Source organism: Methanofollis tationis, assembly GCF_013377755.1.
In the GTDB taxonomy this organism is placed as follows: Archaea; Halobacteriota; Methanomicrobia; order Methanomicrobiales; family Methanofollaceae; genus Methanofollis; species Methanofollis tationis.
The window spans coordinates 710,548-731,192 of record NZ_JABXWR010000001.1; the positions used below are offsets into that span (position 1 = coordinate 710,548).

The window sequence follows — 20,645 nt, forward strand, 5'->3', positions numbered from 1 at the left end:
AGACAATATTGAAGATCTTCATGCGAGGAGAAAGGATGGGGCCTATTCCCTCAGATACTTTCCGCCGATCGGGACGAACCTCTTGGGTTTCTGGACTGTTTCATACCGGCGGATCTTCTCCAGTTCGAGGGCTATCCAGGCTTTCTTTTTTTCTTCCCCCTTCCTGACCCGGACATCCTTCCAGCGCTCCTGTTTCTGGACGTATGCCTTCACCTCCTCCCGCGTGAGGAAGACGGCGTCGCCGAAGGTCTCGAAGAAGGTGAGGGGGTCGTCGGTGATGATGACCCGTTTGATCCTGGCCTCGCCGACATAGCCGGTGTCCTCGTGGGACTGGTAGAAGACGAGTCGCATGCCGGGCTTGAGTTCTTTGAAGACGGTGGCCGGTTTGATGAAGACGGTCTTGCCATCCTCGAAGAAGCGGGCCATGTAGGGTTTTGGGATGGGGAAGGTGACGCCGGTGATCTCGGTCATAGATTCTCTGTTTTTCATGCCCACCCATAAATCTGGCGTTCACGATCCCTGAGAGCCCCAAAATCAGCAAAAAACGCACTGCCCCGAACCAATCCATGGAAAAATTCCGATGAGTGCCCGAACACGGGTTCCATTATTATCCAGCGCATGGATTTATCAATAACCCCGAATAAATAGTTTCATATGGCCAATCCCCCCCGGGCCTCTCGCCGCCCCCTTCGCTTTGTGCATGCCGCCGACATCCACCTCGGAAGCCGGGTCTCGCCCCCCCCTGGTATGGAACTGGAGACCGCCGCCGACCTTATCGATGCTACCTATGCCGCCTGGAGATCGATCATCGACCTCTGTATCAGGGAAGAGGTTGACTTCCTGCTGATCGCAGGCGACATCTACGAGAGTGCAGACGGCAACATCCGGGCGCAGCTCCAGTTCAAAGAGGGGCTCAATCGGCTCAAACAGAACAACATCACCGCATATATCGTTCACGGAAACCATGATCCCGACGACGCATGGTCTAGATCGATTGCCATGCCAGAGAATGCCGTCATCTTCTCCTCCCTGGAACCGGAGGTCTTCATCCATCATGATTCGAAAAATAAACCCCGTGCGGCGATAGTGGGGATGAGTTTTGCATCCGCCCACATCCGCGAGAACCTTGCCGAACGCTTTCCCCGCCGGGACAAGAAATGGCCCTATACGATCGGTCTTCTCCATTGCAGCGTCGGAGGCGGGCAGGGGCACGAACCCTATGCCCCGTGCACCATCCAGGACCTCAGGCAGTGCGGCTATGACTACTGGGCCCTGGGGCACATCCATCAGCCCACCGTCCTCGATAATGGTGACTCCCATATCGTCTACGCAGGCAACCCCCAAGGGCGAGATATGGGGGAGACCGGCGAACGTGGCTGCCGTCTTGTGACAGTCGGTGCCGACGGCGCCGTCGAGGTCGAGGTGGTGAGGACCGGAGGATACCTCTGGCAGGAGATCGAGATCGATACGGGAGAGTGCGGGGACCTCGGGGATCTGGAGGAGCGTATCAGGCACGAACTCTCCGTCGTCTCCGAGAGGGCGGGGTGTGCGATCATCGGCCGGATCATCCTCACCGGGGCGACGGCACTTCACCACGACCTGGTGGCAGGGGACGGTGCCGCCGCCCTTGCCGGCCGTTTCATCGAAGATCCTCCGATCGGGAGGTACCCGGTGCATCCGGAACGGATCATCTGCCGCACCCTCCCGGTCGTCGAGCGTGAGGCGGTGCGTGCCCGCGACGATGTGCTGGGGGAGATCTGCAGACAGAGCGATGCGGCATTTGAGGACACGGAGGTGCGGGACTACCTGAAAGAGCAGTTGTCATCCATATCCTCATCCACTGCCCGCCCTTATCTGAGCGAGCCGGACGACGGGGAGGTCGACACCATCATCCGTGAGGCCGAGGCCCTCCTCCTCTCCTGGTTGTCTGAAGGGGGGAGACCATGAAGATCTCATCCCTCTATATCGACGGATTTGGAAAGTTCCGGGACTGGAAACCCCCCGCCCCCTTCGGCGAGGGGCTGACGGCGATCCACGGCCCGAATGAGGCGGGGAAGACGACCCTGCTCGCCTTCATCCGCCGGATGCTCTATGGGTTCCCCGACGGGAGAAGGAAAGATCTGAACCATTATTCCCCGATCAACGGTGGCACGATCGGCGGCAGGCTGGAGATTCGGGGAGAGGACGGTCAGGAGTACGTCCTCTCCCGCAGCGGCGTCCGGGGGGATCCCCTCCTCACCCGTCCCGACGGCACGGCGGTAAGGGGGATGTCGCCGTCGTCCTTGCTCGGGCCGTGTGACCAGGTATTTTATGAGAATGTGTGTGCGATCGGGCTCGGCGAACTGCAGGAGGTCTCGACGCTCAGTCGGGACGAGATCAGAGAGCGTCTGGCCGCAGCGGGTGCCGGCAACCTCCCGGTCCGTGCGGTTGCGGACGCTCTTGAGAGTTCTGCGGCCGAGATCTATACGCTCAAGGGGAAGAAGAAGCGGATCAATACCCTGGTCAAAGACCTGAAAGCGGTCGAGACAGAGGTCCGCAGCATCCAGAAGAGCCAGCAGGACTACGATCCGATCAACGACGCAATCCTCCAGAAGAGGGAGGCCGTTTCCGAAGAGGAGAAGAGACGGAAGAGGATCGAAGATGAGATCGCCTATTGCACCGCCCTCGGGCAGGCCTGGGAGGCGTTTGCCGAACGAAAGGAGGGATGTGATCGCCTCCGCTCCATCCCAGAGATCGAACCGTTCCCTGATGGTGCCCTGGAGGACCTGGGCCGGATCGAGACCGATCTCCAGCGGCTCGGAGAGGAGCGTGACGACCAGAAGGCGGACTGCGAACGGCTGAAGGGAGATATTGGCTCCGTCGTGCTGAGGGATGAGGTGCTGGAGCGGGCCGACGCCATTCGTGCACTCGAACGGACGGTCGAACGCTACCATACGCAGGAGAAGGAACATACCAGCACCGCAGCTGAACTGGAGCAGAAGCAGGACGACCTCGATCGGGCGCTCCGGGACCTCGGTGAGGGCTGGAACGCGGAGAGTGTCCTTGGATTTGATACCTCGGTCCCGGTCAGGGAGGAGGCGAAGGCACTCCGGGAACGGCTGGCAGGGAGTGCAACCGCCTGTGCTGCTGCGCAGTCACGCCATGAAGCGGCAGAGGCGGAGGCCAGGGAGAAAAGGGAGAATCGTGAGGGGCTGCAGCGGCAGCGGGATGCGATCCCTCCGAGTGCGCTACGGGATGCGGTGCTGGACCAGGCCGATAGGATCCGCACGATCGAGCGTACCGTTGAACGCTACCTCGTCCAGGGAAAGGACCTGGGGGGGCTTCAGAGCGAATTGCGCCAGAAACAGGGCGAACTCGACAGGATGCTCCGGGACCTCGGCGGCGACTGGGACGTGGAGCGGGTCACCGGTTTTGATGCCTCGGTTCCTGCCAGGGAAGACCACAAAAATCTCCGCGATCGCCTGAGTGTGAGTGCACAGGCCCGTGACCTCGAGGGCTCCCGGTGTGAGGCGGCAGAGAAGGACGTCGCTGAGAAGAGGGAGCATCTGGGGGACCTGCAGAAACAAAGGAACGCATTCGGCGAAGTTCCGGACCCGGCGACGGCCCGCACACGGTTAGGTTGGTGCCGGGAGATGGTGGATGGGGTCCAGCAGCTCCAGGACCTGGAGGGGCGGCGTCAGTCGATCCTGCAGGAGCAGGCGAGGGCCCGGGAGATCGTCGCCTCGCTCGGCGCCGCCCCGGCGCTCCCCGCATGGCCCGCCGTGCTGGTGGTGCTCTCGGCCGTTGTGGTCGTCGGATGGGGGTATCTTGGCGGGGCGCTCCAGGCTGCCGGGGTCGTCGCTGTTCTTCTGCTCGTGGCTGCAGCCGCCCTTTTCCGTGCAAGAGACGGCAGGGCTCCTGCCCCTGGCGCGGAGGGAGCGGCGGAGCAGTATGCCGGGGAGAGAGAAACGCTTGCCGGGCAGCGGCGGCATGTCGAGGAGGAGCGGGAGAACCTGGAGGAACGGATACGGTCCCGTGCCGCCATGCTCGGCGTCGGTCCCCTCCCCTCACGGGGGGAGGCCGGCGAGGTCCTGCACGCATGTGAGGATGCGGTCACTGCGGCGGACAGGGCATCTGATCTCGATCGCGATATCGCCCATGCGGCTGAGGTTTCAGAGCGGGCGGGCAAAACGCTTGAAACGAGGCGGCAGGCCCTGGAAGAGGCCCACACCGAATATCTGGCCGCCCTGGACGCCTGGAAGGGCTGGTGCCGGCAGCGGGCTCTCCCGGAGACGATGAACCCGGATCTTGTGCCAGACCTCATCGCCCTGATCCGGCAGGCGGCCGCCCTTGCCGCCGGGATCCAGGAGATGAGGGAGCGAGAGGCGATCCAGGCTGCGGAGGTCCGGGGCTTTGAAGAGGAGGTGCAGGGGGTCGTCGCCATCTGCAGGGAGGTTGCGGACGGTTCAACGGAGGCCCCGGGAGCTATCGCTGGAGTTGAGTCAGACCGCGGCGGTGATGCCACCCGCCGGGCGGCCGAGACACTGATCCGTCTTATGGAGGACGCCAGCGCCCAGGCGGCGAAGGTGTCTGCCCTCGATCGGGATATCGTCCGTGCGGCGGAGGCCTCAGAGCGGGCGGAGGTATCGCGTGAGGCGGCACAAGCGGCCCTGACACAGGCCCGCACCGAACGCCTGGCCGCCCTGGACGCCTGGAAGGATTGGTGCCGGCAGCGGGCCCTCCCGGAGACGACAGACCCCGATCTGGTCCCTGACCTCATCGCCGGGATCGGGCAGGCCGCCACTCTCTGCGCCGGGATCGAGGAGGTGAAGAGGAAGATGGCGGGACAGTCCGGGGACATTCGCTCCTTTGCAGAGGAGGTCGTCTCGGTGGCAGATGCCTGCAACGAACCGTCGGACGGGCCCCCTGACACCGTCCTGGAGGGGCTGATCCGGGTGCTCAACGTCGAGGAAGAGGCGAGGAGAGAGTATGCTGCCCTGGCCAGACAGCTGAAGGAGAAGGGCGAGAAACTGGAGAGGACATCTGTCCGATATGATGCGAAGAAGGCGGACCTTGAAGCCCTGCTCAGGGGACAGGGCGCAGAGACGCTGGAGGAGTTCCGCAGGCTGGAGGCCCTCTCACGTCAGAGGGCGGAGGTTGCGAGGGGTATCAAGGACGCCGAATCTGCGATCCGGCGGATCAGCGGGGAGGAGCGCTACCCTGCGTTCATGGCTGCGCTTGAGACCTATGATCCCGTCGGGATGCCGGTGTATCGTCAGGAGAAGGAGGCGGAGCTGGCGGCGGTCCGCGATCGGATCAGTCATTACCACCATGAGATCGGGATCCTGACAGAACGGTGTTCGGGGATCGAGAGTGATGGGGAACTCACCCTCCTCCTCTCCCGTGCGGCCGCCTTGGAGGAGGAGATCCGGCAGGTCTCCAGGCAGTGGGCGGTCTATACCGCGGCTTCCGGGCTCCTCGGAATGGCGGTGGAGACCTTTGAGCGGGAGCGTCAGCCCGAGATTCTGAGGGAGGCGCAGGCGTTCTTCTCCCGGATCACGGATGGCAGGTATACGCGGGTGGTCAGGCCGCTTGACGGTTCTGAGATGTATGTCGAGGAGCGGAGCGGGGGGCGGAAAGGGATCGACGAACTCTCCAGGGGGACGGCGGAACAGCTCTATCTTGCGCTGCGGTTCGGGTATATCCGGGACTATGCGACCTCGTCCCTGGCGGTGCCGGTGATCTTTGATGATATTCTCGTGAACTTCGATCCGGTCCGCCGGCAGAATGCCTGTCTGGCGATCGCCGATCTGGCGGAGACCTGCCAGGTCCTCTATTTCACCTGCCACCCGGAGACGCTCGAGAGCCTGACGGCGGCGGTCCCTGATGCGGTGGTGGTGGACCTCTGCGGGGGTGTTTAACCCCGCGGCGTCTCTGCCGCTTTCATGATATACGTGTAGTCCTCTTCGGGGATCGCGCGCATCGCCTGCCCCCTGATATGCCCTGACCACTGCTTTTTGTTGGTGATGAACTGCAACCGTGGGATGAGAGGCTTGAACTCCACCGGGGGGTCGAAGATCTCGACCGTCTTCAGTTTGATCCTGAGGGGGAAGACCTCGTTCCCGAGTTTTGGGGGGGCGGTGAAGATCGGTTTCGCGTCCTCATAGACCTCAGAGGTGATCTCGAAGCACCCGGTGATCGCCGGCGGGAGGGTGGTGTCCCTGTCGATCACCTGCTGCCCGACATAGACGAGGAGGGTGTCGCCTGGGCGGGTTTTGCTGATCTGGTTGATGGCGCGTTTCGGGACGCCCCAGAGGTGTTTTTTGACGGTGACGTCTGAGTTTGTGCGGTTGGAGATGGCGAGCCAGCGGGTCATGAGAGAAAACTAGTCAGTCATACGATAAAAGGGAATTGCTTATAGTGTCTGAGAAAATACCGTTATCTGATTGTAATACCCCTCAGGGGCTTTAATCCGGTGGGCCTATGGAATTTTGTTCAGGAGATATTGTATCATTGAGAAACCGCCTGTGGCGGGTCGATACGGTCGAAGGGGACGTCCTCTCCGCGACCTGTATCGACGGGGATGCCGGAGAAGAACACCGTTTTTTCATACCGTTCGAGCAGGTCAGTCGCGGCTGCATTGCTCCCCCGGATACGGAGAGGATCGGGGATGTCGCGACCAACCGCCTGCTTGTGCAGGCGTTCCGCTACTCGATGCTGCATGGGACTGCGCCGCTAATGAGCCTCCGGACGAGCGCAGTGATCCCGACCGAATACCAGCTTGCACCTGTGATTATGGCGCTGAACCAGGGTGCACGGGTCCGGATGCTGATCGCCGATGATGTCGGGCTCGGCAAGACGATCGAGGCAGGGCTTATCGTCTCCGAACTCAGGGCCAGGAAACTGGCATCGAGAATACTGGTTATTTGCCCTCAGAACCTTCGTGAGCAGTGGCAGGACGCCCTCCGCTACTTTTTCAGGCTTGATGCAAAGATCTTCTCGTCGGTGCACCTGCGGGGTCTGGAAAAGAACATCCCGCCGGGGATGAACCCCTGGGAATATTATCCGTGCGTCATTACCTCGATCGATTATATCAAGTCCGAACGTATCCGGCCTTTTGCCCTCAGTGCAGAGTGGGACTGCGTGATCATCGACGAGGCGCATCTTGCCGCAAAACCGCACCAGACCGGTCAGAAAGAGAGTGTTTCGATGCTCCGCTATACGCTGGCGCGGGAGATCGCGGGGAAGGCGAATCACCTGCTGCTGCTGACAGCGACACCGCACAACGGCTACACCGATACGTTTGCCAGTCTTCTTGCGATGCTTGATGTGGGTATTGTGAGCGGGCCGGTGCAGGAGCCGGTGATTGATCGGGCGGCGGCGAGATATCATGTCTGCCAGCGGCGCCGGAAGGACGTGGTCGAGTGGTTCTCTGTCCATGCGGTCGAAGAGAACCCGTTCCCGAAACGCGACCAGAAAGAGGTCCTGGTGGATATTGCATTCCCGGAGGAGCGGACGATCATGGAGGAACTCGGGGATTACGGGACCGGGTTGCTGGAACTGGCGCAGAAGGACGACCGGTTCACGGTCAGGACGATGGCGCGCTGGGTGGTGCTGCACCTGCACCGCCGCGGGCTTTCGTCGCCCTATGCGTTGAGGAAGTCGCTCTCGAACCGGTTGAAGCGTATTGAAGAGAAGATCGCGGAGAAGGATGCCGGTTCGGAGCAGGCGATCTCTGAGGCGGAGGCGAAGGCGGTCACGCTGGATGAAGAGGGCGCCGAGGATCTCTCCGAGGAGGAGGCGTCGGAGCGGGTCGAGCGGGTGATCTACGGGAGCCTGACGGCGCTGGAGGCGGAGGCTGAGCGTCTCCGGGTCCTGATCGATCACGCGCGGGGTGTGACGCCGGCGAAGGATAGCAAACTCAGAGAACTGACGAAGAAGGACGGGTATCTGGACCGTGCGATGCGCGGGCAGTTCGGGCCGCGGAAGGTGCTGATCTTTACCCGGTATAAGGATACGCTGGATTATCTTGCGGATGAGATCCCGAGAAGGCTGAAGGCTGTTGCGCCGTCGGATATTTTTAGGGTGTACGGGGACCTGAACGATAAAAGCCGGCGCGAGGTGATGGACAAATTTATCGAGGCGGAGAAGGGGGTCCTGGTCGCGACCGACTGTATCAGCGAGGGCGTGAACCTGCAGCATATGGCGAATCAGGTCATCCACTATGAGCTTCCGTGGAACCCGAACCGTCTCGAGCAGCGGAACGGGAGGGTGGACCGGTACGGCCAGCCTGAGCGTGAGGTGCATATCAGGACGTTTGTGATGCGCGAGACGCTGGATGTGAAGATCCTGAAGGTGCTGTACGAGAAGGCGCAGAAGATCCGGGAGGATTATGGGTTTTCGCCGGCGTTCTTCGGGGATGAGGCGGATGTGATCTCGCTTATCGGGGATATGGGGCTTGTGGTGGACCTGCCGCCGACGCAGCGGACCCTGTTTGATTCGTTTTCGTCTGATAGGCCGGCGGGGCCGCGTGCCGATCCGTTCTCTGATGAGACGGTAGAGAGGATCAAGAACGAGAGTTTCTACGGCCAGACGGCGATCGACCTTGCGGATGTTCGGGCGAGGATGCGGGTCTCCGAGGAGGTGCTAGGGACACAGGAGGATTTCCGACAGTTTGTTCTGGTCGGGTTTTCCCGGTACGGCTGTACGGTGACGGAGAACCGAGACCGGAACCATACGCTGCGTATTGTTCTTTCTGATGAACTGGTGGTGCCGGGAATGCCTGCGGTGATCGAGAAAGCGACGTTTGACGAGCGTATTGCCCTGCAGGAACCGGGGATCGAGCAGTTGAATACGGCGCATCCGGTGGTGCGCCGTCTGATCGAACTGGTGAAGAGGGATGTATTCTCGCCGGAGACGAAGGTGTACGGGCGGGCGTGCGTGGCGGCGACGCCTGATGTGAGTCATGTGACGGCGCTGTACCATTTCCTTGTGCGGTATACTGTGAGAGGGGTGAGGCCGTCGGTGATCGAGGAGATTGTGCCGGTGGCGTGCGATCTGGTGACCGGGACGTATCCGGGTGAGGAGGAGACTGCGGCGCTGGACCGGGTGGAGAAGGTGCCCCTGCCTGCCGGACGAGAGGGGAGCGTGAAGGGCCATCTGAGACGGGCGCTTGCGGAGGAGATGTGGCGGCCGGTGTTTGCCGAGCGGGTGGAGAGACGGCGGCAGGAGCTGGTGGCTGAACGTGAGGCGCTGAAGGAGCAGCTGGCGGCGGTGTGCCCGGATGCGGCGTGGCTGGCCGGTGCAGCGGAGGTCTCGGTTGCGTCCCATGACCTGATCTCACTGCGGTTGCTTGAGCCGGTGCCTGCGGCGGGGGTGCGGAGATGAGGAGAGAGGAGCAGTCCTTTGTCCGGGTCTCGGGCGGGATTATTACCTCGCATTTTGTTTCGCTGATGGAGGACGAGGATCACGGGTTTGAGTATGCACGGCCCGAGACCTTTGTGAGTCCCTGGGAGGAGGAGGATGCCGCCCCGCAGGATGAGAAGGAGTTCCTGAGGCGGGTGCGTGAGGTCTGGGACGATCTGCGGGGGAGGTTCGATGAGAAGTACCGGGATATCCATGCCGGGAGGGTGAGTGCGGAGGATGCACGCCGTCTCTGGCAGAGACCGGTGCTGAAGGCGCTGGGGTTTGACCCGGTCTCGACGAACCGGCAGATCGTGATCAGCGACAGGTTGAAGTACCGCTTCTCTCACCGCGGCTGGTTTGCCCGGCAGGGTATAGCGAGGCCGCCGGTGATCCATATCCTGCCGCCGGGTGCGGACCCGGATGTCCGCCCGTCGCGGGGTGAGCCGTCGCCGCAGGACGCCCTGCAGGACTGCCTGAACCGGCATGACGCTACCTGGGCGATGCTGATGAACGAGACGGTGATCCGGATCCTGCGGGATTATCACCACACGACGGTGCCTGGGTATGTGGAGTTCGATCTCGAAGGGATTTTCCTGAACCGGAGTTTTCCGGAGTTTCTCGCTCTGTACCGGTTCTGCCATGCGAGCAGGTTTGCCCGGAGTCCGGCGAGTGGGAAGGAGCCGCTGGAGGAGTATTATGAGGTGAGCCGCCAGGCTGGCGAGCGGATCGGGGAAAGCCTCCGGGAGAATGTGGTCCTGGCGATCGAGGAACTGGGGAACGGGTTCCTGGACGGGGCGCTGATCGAGCGGTTGCGGGGCGACGATGCGGCGTGCCGGGCGTATTACCAGGAGATCCTGGCGGTGGTGTACCGGATCATCTTTATGCTCTTTGCTGAGCAGCGCGGGGTGCTCGGCGGCGGGGAGCATGGGAGCCTGTTCCTGGAGGAGTATTCGGTTACGTCCCTGCGGGAGCGGGTGGATGCGTTTGCAGAGCGGGACGACCGGCACACCGATCTCTGGGAGGGGCTGTGCGTGACCTTCAGGATGATGGAGGAGGGCGTGCCGGCGCTGGGGGTGAACGCCTTTGACGGGGTGCTGTTCTCGCGGGGGAATGAGCGGTTCCTGAAGGGTGTACGCTGCCGGAATACGGCCCTGATGAATGCGATCAGGGCGCTGACCTGGACGCAGCCTGAGAACGGGGGGCAGGGGAGGCGTCGGAACGGGGCGTACGGCCGCCAGCGGATCAGTTACGCCGATCTTTCGGTGGAGGAGATCGGGGCGATCTACGAGAGTCTGCTCGACTACACGCCGCGGATCACGGCGGGGTTTGAGGAGGTGGAGGGCCGGGAGTATCGGCCGGGCGTGTTTATGCTGGACCCGCGGGGGTCGGAGCGGAAGACGACGGGGTCGTATTATACGAACCCGGACCTGATCGCGGAGCTGGTGAGGAGCGCGCTGGACCCGGTGATCGCCGACCGGCTTTCGCGGGCCGGGCCGGAGCCTGCAGCGCGGGAGCGGGCTTTGCTCTCGATCCGGGTCTGTGATCCGGCGTGCGGGAGCGGGGCATTCCTGATCGCGGCGGCGAACCGGCTGGGGAGGGAACTGGCAAAGGTGCGGAGCGGGACTGAACTGCCGGCAGCGGCTGAGGTGCATGCGGCCAGGCGGGACGTGCTCTCGCACTGCATCTATGGCGTGGACTTAAACCCGATGGCGGTGGAGCTGGCGAAGGTCTCGCTCTGGATCAACGCGCTGGTGGCCGACCGGCCGCTCTCGTTCCTGGACCACCATGTCAGGTGCGGCAATTCGCTCGTCGGGGCGACGCCGGATCTGGTGGCGGACGGTGTGCCGGACGAGGCCTACACGCCGGCGGAGGGGGAGTCGCGGGATGCCGCAAGAGAGGTGAAGCGGGCGAACAAGGAGCAGCGGACGAACAGGACGTTTGCCGCCTTCTCTGAACCGCCGGGGATCCCTGAGGCGTGCGTGAGGCAGTTTGCCGCCCTTGCTGAGTCGGCTGAGGACGACCCGGCGGCGGTGGCGAGGAAGCGGGAGGCGTACGAGCGCCTTGTCTGTTCGGACCGGGTGGCACGCGACCGCCTGGCGGCGGACTGCTGGTGCGCGGCCTTTTTCTGGCCGATGGATGCTGAGCATGCGGGGACGGCGCCGACGACCGAGACGGTGCGGATGGCGCTGGCGCACGGGGGGGAGGGGCTCGACCCGGCGACGCGTGCCGGGGTGGAGCGGATCGCCGCCAGGCACCGTTTCTTCCACTGGCATATCGCCTTCCCCGAGGTCTTCGCCGACGGGGGGTTCGACTGCGTGCTCGGGAACCCGCCGTGGGAGCGGATCAAGATCCAGGAGAAGGAGTTCTTTGCCTTCCGCGATCCCGCTGTGGCCGGGGCCAGGAACGCCGCCGAGCGGAACCGGATGATCACGGCGCTGAAGAAGGCGAACCCGGCGCTGCACGCCGAGTTCCTGGACGCCACGCGTGCGAGCGAGCGCGAGAGCCTGTTCATCCGGACGTCGGGGCGTTTCCCGCTGACCGGGCGGGGGGACATCAACACCTATACGGTCTTTTCCGAACTCGCCCGCCGGGTGATCGCACCCCGCGGCCGGGCCGGGATCATCGTGCCGACCGGGATCGCCACCGACGCCACGACCGCCCCCTTCTTCGGCGACCTGGTGGAGTCGGCGTCGCTCGTGAGCCTCTACGACTTCGAGAACCGGCAGAAACTCTTCCCGATCGACAGCAGGATGAAGTTCTGCCTGCTCACGATGGCCGGGAGCGAGGCGGGGGCGGGCGCCTTCGACCTCGCCTTCTTCCTCCACCGGATCGAGGACCTCCACGACGACGACCGGCACTTCACCCTCACGCCCGAGGAGATCGGGCTGATCAACCCGAACACGAAGAACTGCCCGATCTTCAGGTCGAAGCGGGACGCGGAGATCACGAAGGCGGTCTACCGCCGGGTGCCGGTGCTCGTGGACGAGGCGAAGGGGGACGCCGGCAACCTATGGGATGTTTCGTTTCAGGCGATGTTCCATATGTCCAACGACTCCCACCTCTTCAGGACGCGGGAGGAGATGGAGGAGGCGGGGTTCGTGCTTGAGGGGAACCGGTTTGTGAAGGGGGATGAGGTGTGGCTGCCGCTGTATGAGGCGAAGATGTTCCATCAGTATGATCATCGGTTTGGGACGTTTGAAGGAGTTGATGACCGGGGGAATACGCATATTCCGACGCCTACTACTGAACAACATGCTGATCCGAATTTTATTGTGATGCCATGGTATTGGGTGAGTGAAATATCAGTTCGAGAAATTAACGAAGATTTCAAGTGGTATATTGGTTTTAGAGATATAACAAACTCAACGAATGAAAGAACAGGTGTATACTCAATCATTCCCTATTCTGGTGTTGGGAATACATCTCCCCTAATCATCCTATCAAGTATACCCCCAACACTTATTCTATTGATAATCTCGAATTTTAATTGCCCATCATATGACTATTGTATAAGATTGAAAATGGGTGGAACACATCTAACCTATTTTATTTTCAAACAACTCCCCGTCCTCCCCCCCTCCACCTACACACCCGCCCTCACCGACTTCATCGCCCCCCGCGTCGTCGAACTCACCTACACCGCCTGGGACCTCGAAGCCTTCGCCTCCGACGTCCTCGCCGAGGTCGGCGTAGAGACCTGGAACAGGTGGTTCCCGGCAAACCCGGTCGGGAAGGACGGCAGGCCGACCCCCTTTGTCTGGGACGAGGAGCGGCGGTTCGACCTGCGGTGCGACCTCGACGCCCTGTACTTCCACCTCTACGGGATCTCGCGGGAGGATGCCGACTACATCATGGAGACCTTCCCGATCGTGCGGCGCAAGGACGAGGCCGCCTACGGGCGCTACCGCACAAAGGAGGTGATCCTCCAGAAGTACGACGCCCTCGCCGGCGAGTTCGTGCGGGTGTTGCGTGCCGATCTCCCGGAGAGGGACGGCGCACCCGACTGGGCGGCGCTGATCCGGGGCGGCGAGAACGAGGGGGTCGAGTTCAAGACCTCGATGTCATGGGACGCGGCCACCGGGCGGCGGAACAAGGCGCTGGAGCACACCATCGCCCGCACCCTCGCCTCCTTCATGAACACCCGCGGCGGCGTGCTCTTCCTCGGCCTCGACGACAGCAGCGGGATCGTCGGCCTCGACGGCGACATCTCCCTCTCCAGACGGCAGAACGAGGACGGCCTCCGCCTCCGCTTCGACGACCTGGTCCGGACCTACCTCGGCAACGCCCACCTCCCGCAGGTGACCGTCCACCCCCTCGACGGCGACGGGAAGAGGTACTGGGCGGTGGAGGTCAGGCCTGCCGACGACCCCGTGTACGTGACGAACAACGGCGACGAGGAGTTCTGGGTCCGCGGGACAGCGTCGTCGCGGAAACTCTCGGTGCGCGAGACTGTCGAGTACATCAGGGGCCGGTTCAGTGCTCCATCGTCAGAGAGGTAAATCACATGGAAAAGATATTCAGACGCTCGGACGGGAAAGACCTGGAGATCCTCTACCCTCCCCATTGTGAGGTCTGCGGCAACCCCATCCCGGACGCCTTCGCCAGATCCCACCCCTATTGCGGCGCATGCAACAGTGACCCCGACAGATCCGACCCGCCGGTCCGGGTCAGGGCATTCGGGAAATACCTGTATCACAATGAGTTTCCCGACGACACGCTCAGCAACGAGATCCGCCGGGCAAAAACCGACCCCGCCTTCATCCCGCACCTTCTGGAATGCCTGTACCACGCCATGGACCACCAGTATCCCGAACTGCAGGACCTCGACCTCGTCATCCCGGTCATGCGGGGATCAGGTGATGGAGAATACAACCCCTCCGCCCTCCTTGCAGAAGGCATCTCCAGACGCTACAACAAACCATATCTGGACGTCCTCTACAAAACAGAACCCTACCGCCCGTTGCACGAGATCCACGATCTCCATGAGAAAGAAGAGGAGATCAGAGGAAAAATCGGCTGTACCCAAACCTTTAATGGTGAGTCGGTCCTTCTCATCGATGACACCTGCATCAATATGGTAACAAAACGGGAGTGCGCACGCGTACTCCGGGCCCACGGCGCCGGCGAGATCTGGTCGCTCGTCCTCGGCAGAATGGTCACCAGGGAGCATCTGAGAGTATTAAGGAGATACAATGGGTGATACCACCGTACAGGAACTGGCGCTCCTCGCCTGCCTCAACGACGTCCACGCCTTAAAAAAGCGAGAGTACGTCAGGCGCTTCAGCGACCGCACCACCCTCCATACCTTCTATACTGATTTTTTTGAGAGCGGCGCAGACACAACCGCAGCGCATCCCGATCTCCCTGCCCCGCTCCTCCAGAAGGCAATAGAGATCCGCACCCGCGGCCTGCTCGACTTCTACATCGACATCATCAGGAACTACCAGCAGAGCGGCATCCGTATCCTCCCGGTGTACGACCCCAACTACCCAAAAAAACTCCTCGACCTCAACGACCCCCCCTTCATGATCTTTGAGAAAGGGAGCGGATATCCCCTCTCAAAACCCGCTGTCGCCATTGTGGGCACACGAAACATCAGCCCGGAAAGCATCGAAAAGACCGGGGAGATCGTGGAGTTCTTCGTCTCCCGCGGCTACGTGATCGTGAGCGGACTCGCCCGCGGAACAGACGCCCATGCCCACGCCGCAGCACTGGACTGCGGCGGCGAAACGATCGCCGTCCTCCCCGGAGACCTCATCCACATCATACCAAAAGAGAACCAGGAACTCTCGCAGCGGATCGTCACCTCAGGCTCCCTCGTGAGCGAGGTGACCGACCTCGCAAAAATGCACAAAGGGCGGTATATCGAGAGAAACCGGATCACAAGTGCGCTCTCCGATGCTGTCATCGTGATCGAGACCGGCAAATCTGGCGGGTCCATCAGGCAGGCTGAAATTGCACGGAAACAGGGAAAACCACTCTACTCCGTAAAACCCGATCCCGCAAACGCCGAAGCGATGGCCGGGCATACCGCGCTGATCTCCATCTCCGCAACATCCATCGAATCACCCCTCGATCTCCTCCACTACTTCACGCAGAAGCAGCACCATATCTCAAGACCGACCACTCTTGCAGACTTCTCATAGATCCTCACCGGCAGAACAGCAGGACCCGGAAAACCCAGGCCCAAAAAAAGATCTATTTTTCCCCTGAACCCTGGAGATCCCGAGCGTTCGACAGGATCCCGATCACCTCATTGATCACTCCCACCATTTCCCCCCTCTTCTCCATCACCTCGTCCCTGCTATAGAACGAGATATGGGCGGCCCCGTTCCGCTCCAGCGAGAGCGTCCTGCAGAGACCGCCGATCCGCCCGATCACCCCCTCTGAATATCCCCTCTCCTCCATCAGGTCCCTGAACGCCCGGGTCACCGGGTTGCAATCTGTTTTTTTGATATCAGAGACCAGGTTTGCCCACTGCCCCAGAGAGAGCGATTTCTCCGCATTTCCGAGCACCGCCTTCAGCGTGAACGGCAGCGGCTGGATCTTCTCCTCCTTCAACCCATTCCAGAAACGCCCCTCAACCCCTGACCCCGGCGCCGGGCAGAACCGTGCGTCCTGCCGGATCCGCTCCCGCACCGGGTGGAGGACCTCCTCGTACAGCATCTTCTCCACCCCTTTCCCGTACTGGACCACCACCGGCCCGATATCATAGGACGCCCGTTCAGGCCCGGTAAACACGCTGTACAGCAGCCAGTCGCCGGTCCTGAAGACCGACCGCACCTCCTCGGAATTGATCCGCGGCAGGGTGATCACATGGGCGGCGAGTCCGGCGACCTCCTCCTCCATCCTCTGGTAATCTGCGTTTCCGGGATCGAGTTCAGACGCCCTCTTGAGATCCGCACGCGCCCTTTCGTACTCCATCAGGGCGGCATGACACTGCGCCATCCCTGCATATGCCAGCGCCGACGCCGGGTCATCCTCCGCCGCGCGGGCATACCACTCGCACGCCTCCCGGGGATCCCCGTCGGCAAGATACGACGCGGCGACCATGGAGGAGACCGCCGCCCGCTCCGGCCCGGCACCCGCACGCCCGGCGGCCCTCTGGAGCCAGACCCTCGCCTCCTCGCTCAGGCTATTCTGGAGATATGCCTCCCCGATAAACCGGGCCGGATCTCCCGGCAGGCCCAGAGAGATAAACTCTCCCTCGAATACCTCCCAGAACCGCGCCAGAAGCTCCGGGTCGCCCCATCCCACCGTCTCGTAGATGATCGGCTGGATGATGCCGATATAGCCGTTATCGGGCCCGGCCTTATCCTCTGCAGGAGTGGACCTGAGGGCCCGGCGGATCGCCTCCGTAACATCGCCGTCAACATCCCCGGACTCCCTGGCCTTCAGCAGGGCAAGGGAGATCCAGGAGAATACCTTTGTATATGAACCCTCACGGGACAACTCCGCAGCCTTCTGCAGGAGATCGATCGCCTCCGCGCTCCTGTCGAAATGCCTGCAGAGGGTGGACTTCTCCGAGTAGAGGACGGGTATGGGATATATTTCGAGAGTGCGATCGATCCAGCGGAGTGCATCCGCGTATTGATACGACAGTGCTGCGGTTTTCAGCCTCCGCTTATACTTCTCTTTCCGCTCTTCCAGATCGATCCCGCGGACCGTCCGGAAGTCCGGTTCATCCATCGTCCGGGTCAGGAGACCAAGCCTCGCAAGGGCGACGGTGAGGTGCGGGTCCTCTGGACTGACCAGTTCGACATACCCGTTCAGGTGCTCGTATTCGAGGGCATACTCGCCGGTCCGCCGACATGCCTCTGCAAGATTGTACTCGATCGAGCTCCTGAACTCTGCCGGAAAGCGTCCGGCATCGGCGGCGATCCTGGCAACCTCCCGCCTGAACCAGTCGCTGCCGCTGACATGATGCCGCATCTCCGCGCAGTTCTTCCGCTCGACAAACTCCTTGTGCTGGCGCATCCCGGGCTCCAGTTTTTTTGTCAGTTTCAGCGCAATCTCGTACCATTTCAGGGCAGAACGGTAGTCCTCGTATTCTCGGTACGCCGTCGCAATGCCGTCAGCGAGAACATACTTCTCCTCCCCCTTCTTCTCACGCGAGAAGAGATATTCCCCGACCTTTGCCGCGTGCTCGTAGAACCCGGCATAAAACAACTGGGTCATCTTTAGGTGGTGAAGATGCGCCTCAGGAGAGCATTGCGTAAGGTCAGAGAGGTACTGCTCACCGATAGAAAACGGGTAATTGCCGTTGAGAACCCTGACCTTCTCATCGCGTGACAGGGACAGAAACCATTCATATGCCGCGATCGTGGCGCTGTCCGCCTCAAACTTCCAGAGTTCGCGGGCCGCTTCAATGTCCGGATGAGGATCAACGACGCTCCTCCCGAACAGCGCTCTCTCAAGGGTAGCCTGGAACGGCAGGTTCAGACCGACACACTCCATCAGGGACATATCAGGCAACTGCGGGTCCCCGGATGCAGAAAATCTCCCCTTGAACCTGAGGTTCTGCACCACGAACCTGTGTGCTGCATAGAAAATGTCGGCCGTAAATCCCGCCGCCGGAAAGAGCGTATCGTCCACACCCATACCTGGACCGTAGTAAAGTCCGCTCCCCTGATCACTCATCTGTCTGCGGATTGCAAGGATCTCAAGATCGTTCTCGATCTTCCCCTCCGCCACTTCAAGCCATGCCTGCAGGTATCTGAGCTTGCTTTCCCTCTCCCGCCTGATACGGTCACTGGTATAACTGGAGACCGTGGAAGGATCCTGAGAAAACTGCATGACCTCTTCAAGGGGATTTCCCCCGTTTTCAACGGCCCTCTCCATCACCTCAACCAGACCCTTTGGTCCGGGCAAATCCGGATCAGAATACGCGATTTCTGCCGTCTCACCAAAGATCAGGAGAATCGTCTGCCTGACACGCTCCAGGACAGCAGGACTCTCCTGCACTCTCTCGAGCACGTACTGCGCGAACCCTGGATCGCGCTTCAGTCTCACCAGCATCAGGTTATCCAGGGCATGATCGATGAACCGGTCGCGCTTCTCCTCATGCGAGAGATCCTGCACCGAACAGAGAAACTCCCTGTCCGCCCGGACAGCATACGACTCCCAGAGAAAATCACGGACCGGAGATATATTGATCGTCATATCTTCATCAACAACGTCTGTTCTCATAAAGTAATCGAATAAACCTCCTGATACGAAAAAAAGGATCTCATATGCTTTAAAATCCAGGATAACTCAAAAATCATCATCACCACGCATACACCCCTCCCCTCCCGAGGTACTGCCCCTCGTCAACATATGCCGAAACCCCGGACTCAAGCACCTCATCCAGGGAATATTTCCTGATCACCCGCCCGGTATCGGTCTTCACGCGGCCACCCGGTGTGACCATGAAATACGACCCCTCGATCATCGCCGAGGACTCAAACACCGGCAGGACACCGCCGCGCAGGACGACACCAGTATGACGGTCGGCAAAAGCCCTGAACTCCGCGTCGGTCACCGAGAGATCGGCCACCGCCCCGTCGTTCTCCCCCCTGATATGGAGCATCTGCAACACCTTCCAGCGGTCGGGATCGGTCCTCCTGATGAACCCGGTCATATCTTCCTCCCGGGAGAGGGCGGTGACCGTCGTATTGATCTTCAGCCTGATCCCGGCCTCCCTGATCGCATCCGAGAGACGAATGCAGTGACCGACGTGCCGACCGTCTCCGCGGCCCAGGCGCACCTCGGTCTCCTCAGAGGCCGAATCCACCGAGAGGGCGATCCAGTCGATATACCCCCTCTCCATCCTGACCTGTTCCGGTGTCAGCCGCGACCCGTTCGTCGTGATCGAGACGGTCATCCCCAGGTCATGGGCGGCGCGGCAGTAATCAAAGAGCCGCGGATGGAGAAGCGGTTCCCCCCCGGCAAAATTGATCTTCTCCATCCCTGCATCGGCAAGACGGGTGAGGATCCTCTCTCCTTCAGAGAAAGAGACCGGTGTTTCCCCCAGGTTCCGCGCAAAACAGAACCTGCACGAATAGTTGCAGGCAGAGATCAGATGCCAGTTCACAGACCGGATCGTAGACGGCGCGAGCATATACTGTGGTTCTATCAGGAAAACCATCAGGGTAATCCGAAATTGTTTCAAAAATCGGAAACAATTTATCTCCGCCTGTGCATTTTCTGGATATGCCCGCACCGCACCTCCTCTTCATCAGCGCAGGGGAGCACATCCACGAAACATTTCCAGCCTGCATCAAAAACCTGAAAGAGATCACCCACGCCGTCGTCGTTGTGGAGGAGAGCGTCTATCACGACCTCCAGGGAGACCAGGTGCATATGAAGACGGTAAAGCCCCAGATCAGGGAGGCGATCCAGGGAGTACAGGCGATCTGCGACTCGATGAACATCGCCTTCAGCGAGATCAGGACAGAAGACACCCGGATCAACGCGATCCGTGACGCCGTCCTCACCGTCACCCGCCAATACCCGGCGGCGCGCATCTCCTTCAACCTGAGCGGCGGGACAAAGATGCTCTCCCTCTCCCTCTTCATCATGGCGCTCTGGCTCGACGCGCAGGTCTACCTGACGCCGAGAAACGACCAGATCGAGCAGATCCTCATCCCACAGATGCATCTCGACGAGATCAGGAGGAACCCCAACTACCCTGAAGCCCTCCAAACACTCTCCGTCGCCCCGGGCGAATGGATGACCCGCCAGAATTTTGCCAGGGCATTTAAATACAAACCCTCCCGTCTCCCTGGCGACGAAAAGACGAAACGGACCCCGAACCGCGGGACCATCACCAGGATCCTCCAGCAACTCATCGACTGGGGGCTTATCGAAGAGTCGTTCTGCGATAAGAGCAAAAAGGCAAAACAGTACCGCCTGACACCCCACGGCGAATTTGCGCAGAAGATGCTCAGGGCCGAAGGCGGAAATGGTACCCCGGAACAGATATATTTGCAACTTTTTGAAACTATTTCAGGGTACCATTACCGGCACCTCCCCCCAACCCTCAATAAAGGAGGTGAACAGATGGGAAAGAAAGGCTCCATGACCCCCGGTGCGGCAAGCCGGATCCAGTCCTCGGCCGACCGGAGCGGCACCAACCAGGGCTTCAAGTCCAGGGCGATGTCCTCGGCTGCAAAGAGCAGCAAAAAATAACCCTATTTTTTAGAACAGGTCATCCATTTGCCATATAATCACGGCATTATTCAGAACCCTTATCGTATAGAACAATAACCATTATCTAT

The 20,645-nt window shown here is 61.0% G+C and carries 11 protein-coding genes; 7 read left to right on the top strand and 4 right to left on the bottom strand.

The features are described 5' to 3' along the window. Positions 1-42 precede the first annotated feature (42 nt). Positions 43-471, bottom strand: coding sequence for a DUF365 domain-containing protein (locus HWN36_RS03710; protein ID WP_176788135.1), 429 nt, complete (start codon positions 469-471; stop codon positions 43-45). A 183-nt stretch (positions 472-654) separates the two neighbouring features. On the opposite strand from HWN36_RS03710, the gene HWN36_RS03715 reads away from it, so the two are divergent. Then, positions 655-1,947, top strand: coding sequence for a metallophosphoesterase family protein (locus HWN36_RS03715; RefSeq protein WP_176788136.1), 1,293 nt, complete (start codon positions 655-657; stop codon positions 1,945-1,947). Beyond that, positions 1,944-5,900 (top strand): AAA family ATPase, encoded by a 3,957-nt coding sequence (locus tag HWN36_RS03720; RefSeq protein ID WP_176788137.1) that lies wholly within the window; start codon positions 1,944-1,946, stop codon positions 5,898-5,900. The genes HWN36_RS03715 and HWN36_RS03720 overlap by 4 nt, the downstream gene beginning before the upstream one ends. On the opposite strand, the gene HWN36_RS03725 is transcribed toward HWN36_RS03720, so the two are convergent. Then, complete coding sequence (locus HWN36_RS03725) at positions 5,897-6,355, bottom strand: EVE domain-containing protein (protein WP_176788138.1); 459 nt, start codon at positions 6,353-6,355, stop codon at positions 5,897-5,899. The genes HWN36_RS03720 and HWN36_RS03725 overlap by 4 nt on opposite strands. A gap of 137 nt (positions 6,356-6,492) precedes the next feature. Between HWN36_RS03725 and HWN36_RS12130 the strand changes: the two genes are divergently transcribed. Genes HWN36_RS12130 through HWN36_RS03745 form a run of 4 tightly spaced genes read left to right on the top strand, consistent with a single transcriptional unit; the run spans position 6,493 to position 15,530 of the window. Next, a complete protein-coding gene (locus tag HWN36_RS12130; protein WP_176788139.1) occupies positions 6,493-9,366 on the top strand; it encodes a helicase-related protein in 2,874 nt (957 codons plus the stop codon). After that, entirely contained in the window at positions 9,363-13,883 is a 4,521-nt protein-coding gene (locus HWN36_RS03735; protein ID WP_176788140.1) for an AlbA family DNA-binding domain-containing protein, read from the top strand. Before HWN36_RS12130 ends, HWN36_RS03735 begins: the two co-directional genes overlap by 4 nt. Positions 13,884-13,888: 5 nt before the next feature. Then, positions 13,889-14,584 (top strand): ComF family protein, encoded by a 696-nt coding sequence (locus HWN36_RS03740; RefSeq protein WP_176788141.1) that lies wholly within the window; start codon positions 13,889-13,891, stop codon positions 14,582-14,584. Further along, complete coding sequence (locus HWN36_RS03745) at positions 14,577-15,530, top strand: DNA-processing protein DprA (RefSeq protein WP_176788142.1); 954 nt, start codon at positions 14,577-14,579, stop codon at positions 15,528-15,530. The genes HWN36_RS03740 and HWN36_RS03745 overlap by 8 nt, the downstream gene beginning before the upstream one ends. A 52-nt stretch (positions 15,531-15,582) precedes the next feature. Here the strand turns inward: HWN36_RS03745 and HWN36_RS03750 are convergent, their stop codons facing one another. Then, the gene (locus HWN36_RS03750; protein ID WP_176789569.1) at positions 15,583-18,546 is read right to left on the bottom strand and encodes a tetratricopeptide repeat protein; all 2,964 of its coding nucleotides are present in this window, start codon (positions 18,544-18,546) and stop codon (positions 15,583-15,585) included. A gap of 106 nt (positions 18,547-18,652) precedes the next feature. After that, on the bottom strand, positions 18,653-19,459 hold the full coding sequence (locus HWN36_RS03755; protein ID WP_343044919.1) for a viperin family antiviral radical SAM protein: 807 nt from the start codon (positions 19,457-19,459) through the stop codon (positions 18,653-18,655). A gap of 119 nt (positions 19,460-19,578) precedes the next feature. Between HWN36_RS03755 and HWN36_RS03760 the strand changes: the two genes are divergently transcribed. Next, the gene (locus HWN36_RS03760; protein WP_246269841.1) at positions 19,579-20,556 is read left to right on the top strand and encodes a hypothetical protein; all 978 of its coding nucleotides are present in this window, start codon (positions 19,579-19,581) and stop codon (positions 20,554-20,556) included. Positions 20,557-20,645 lie beyond the last annotated feature (89 nt).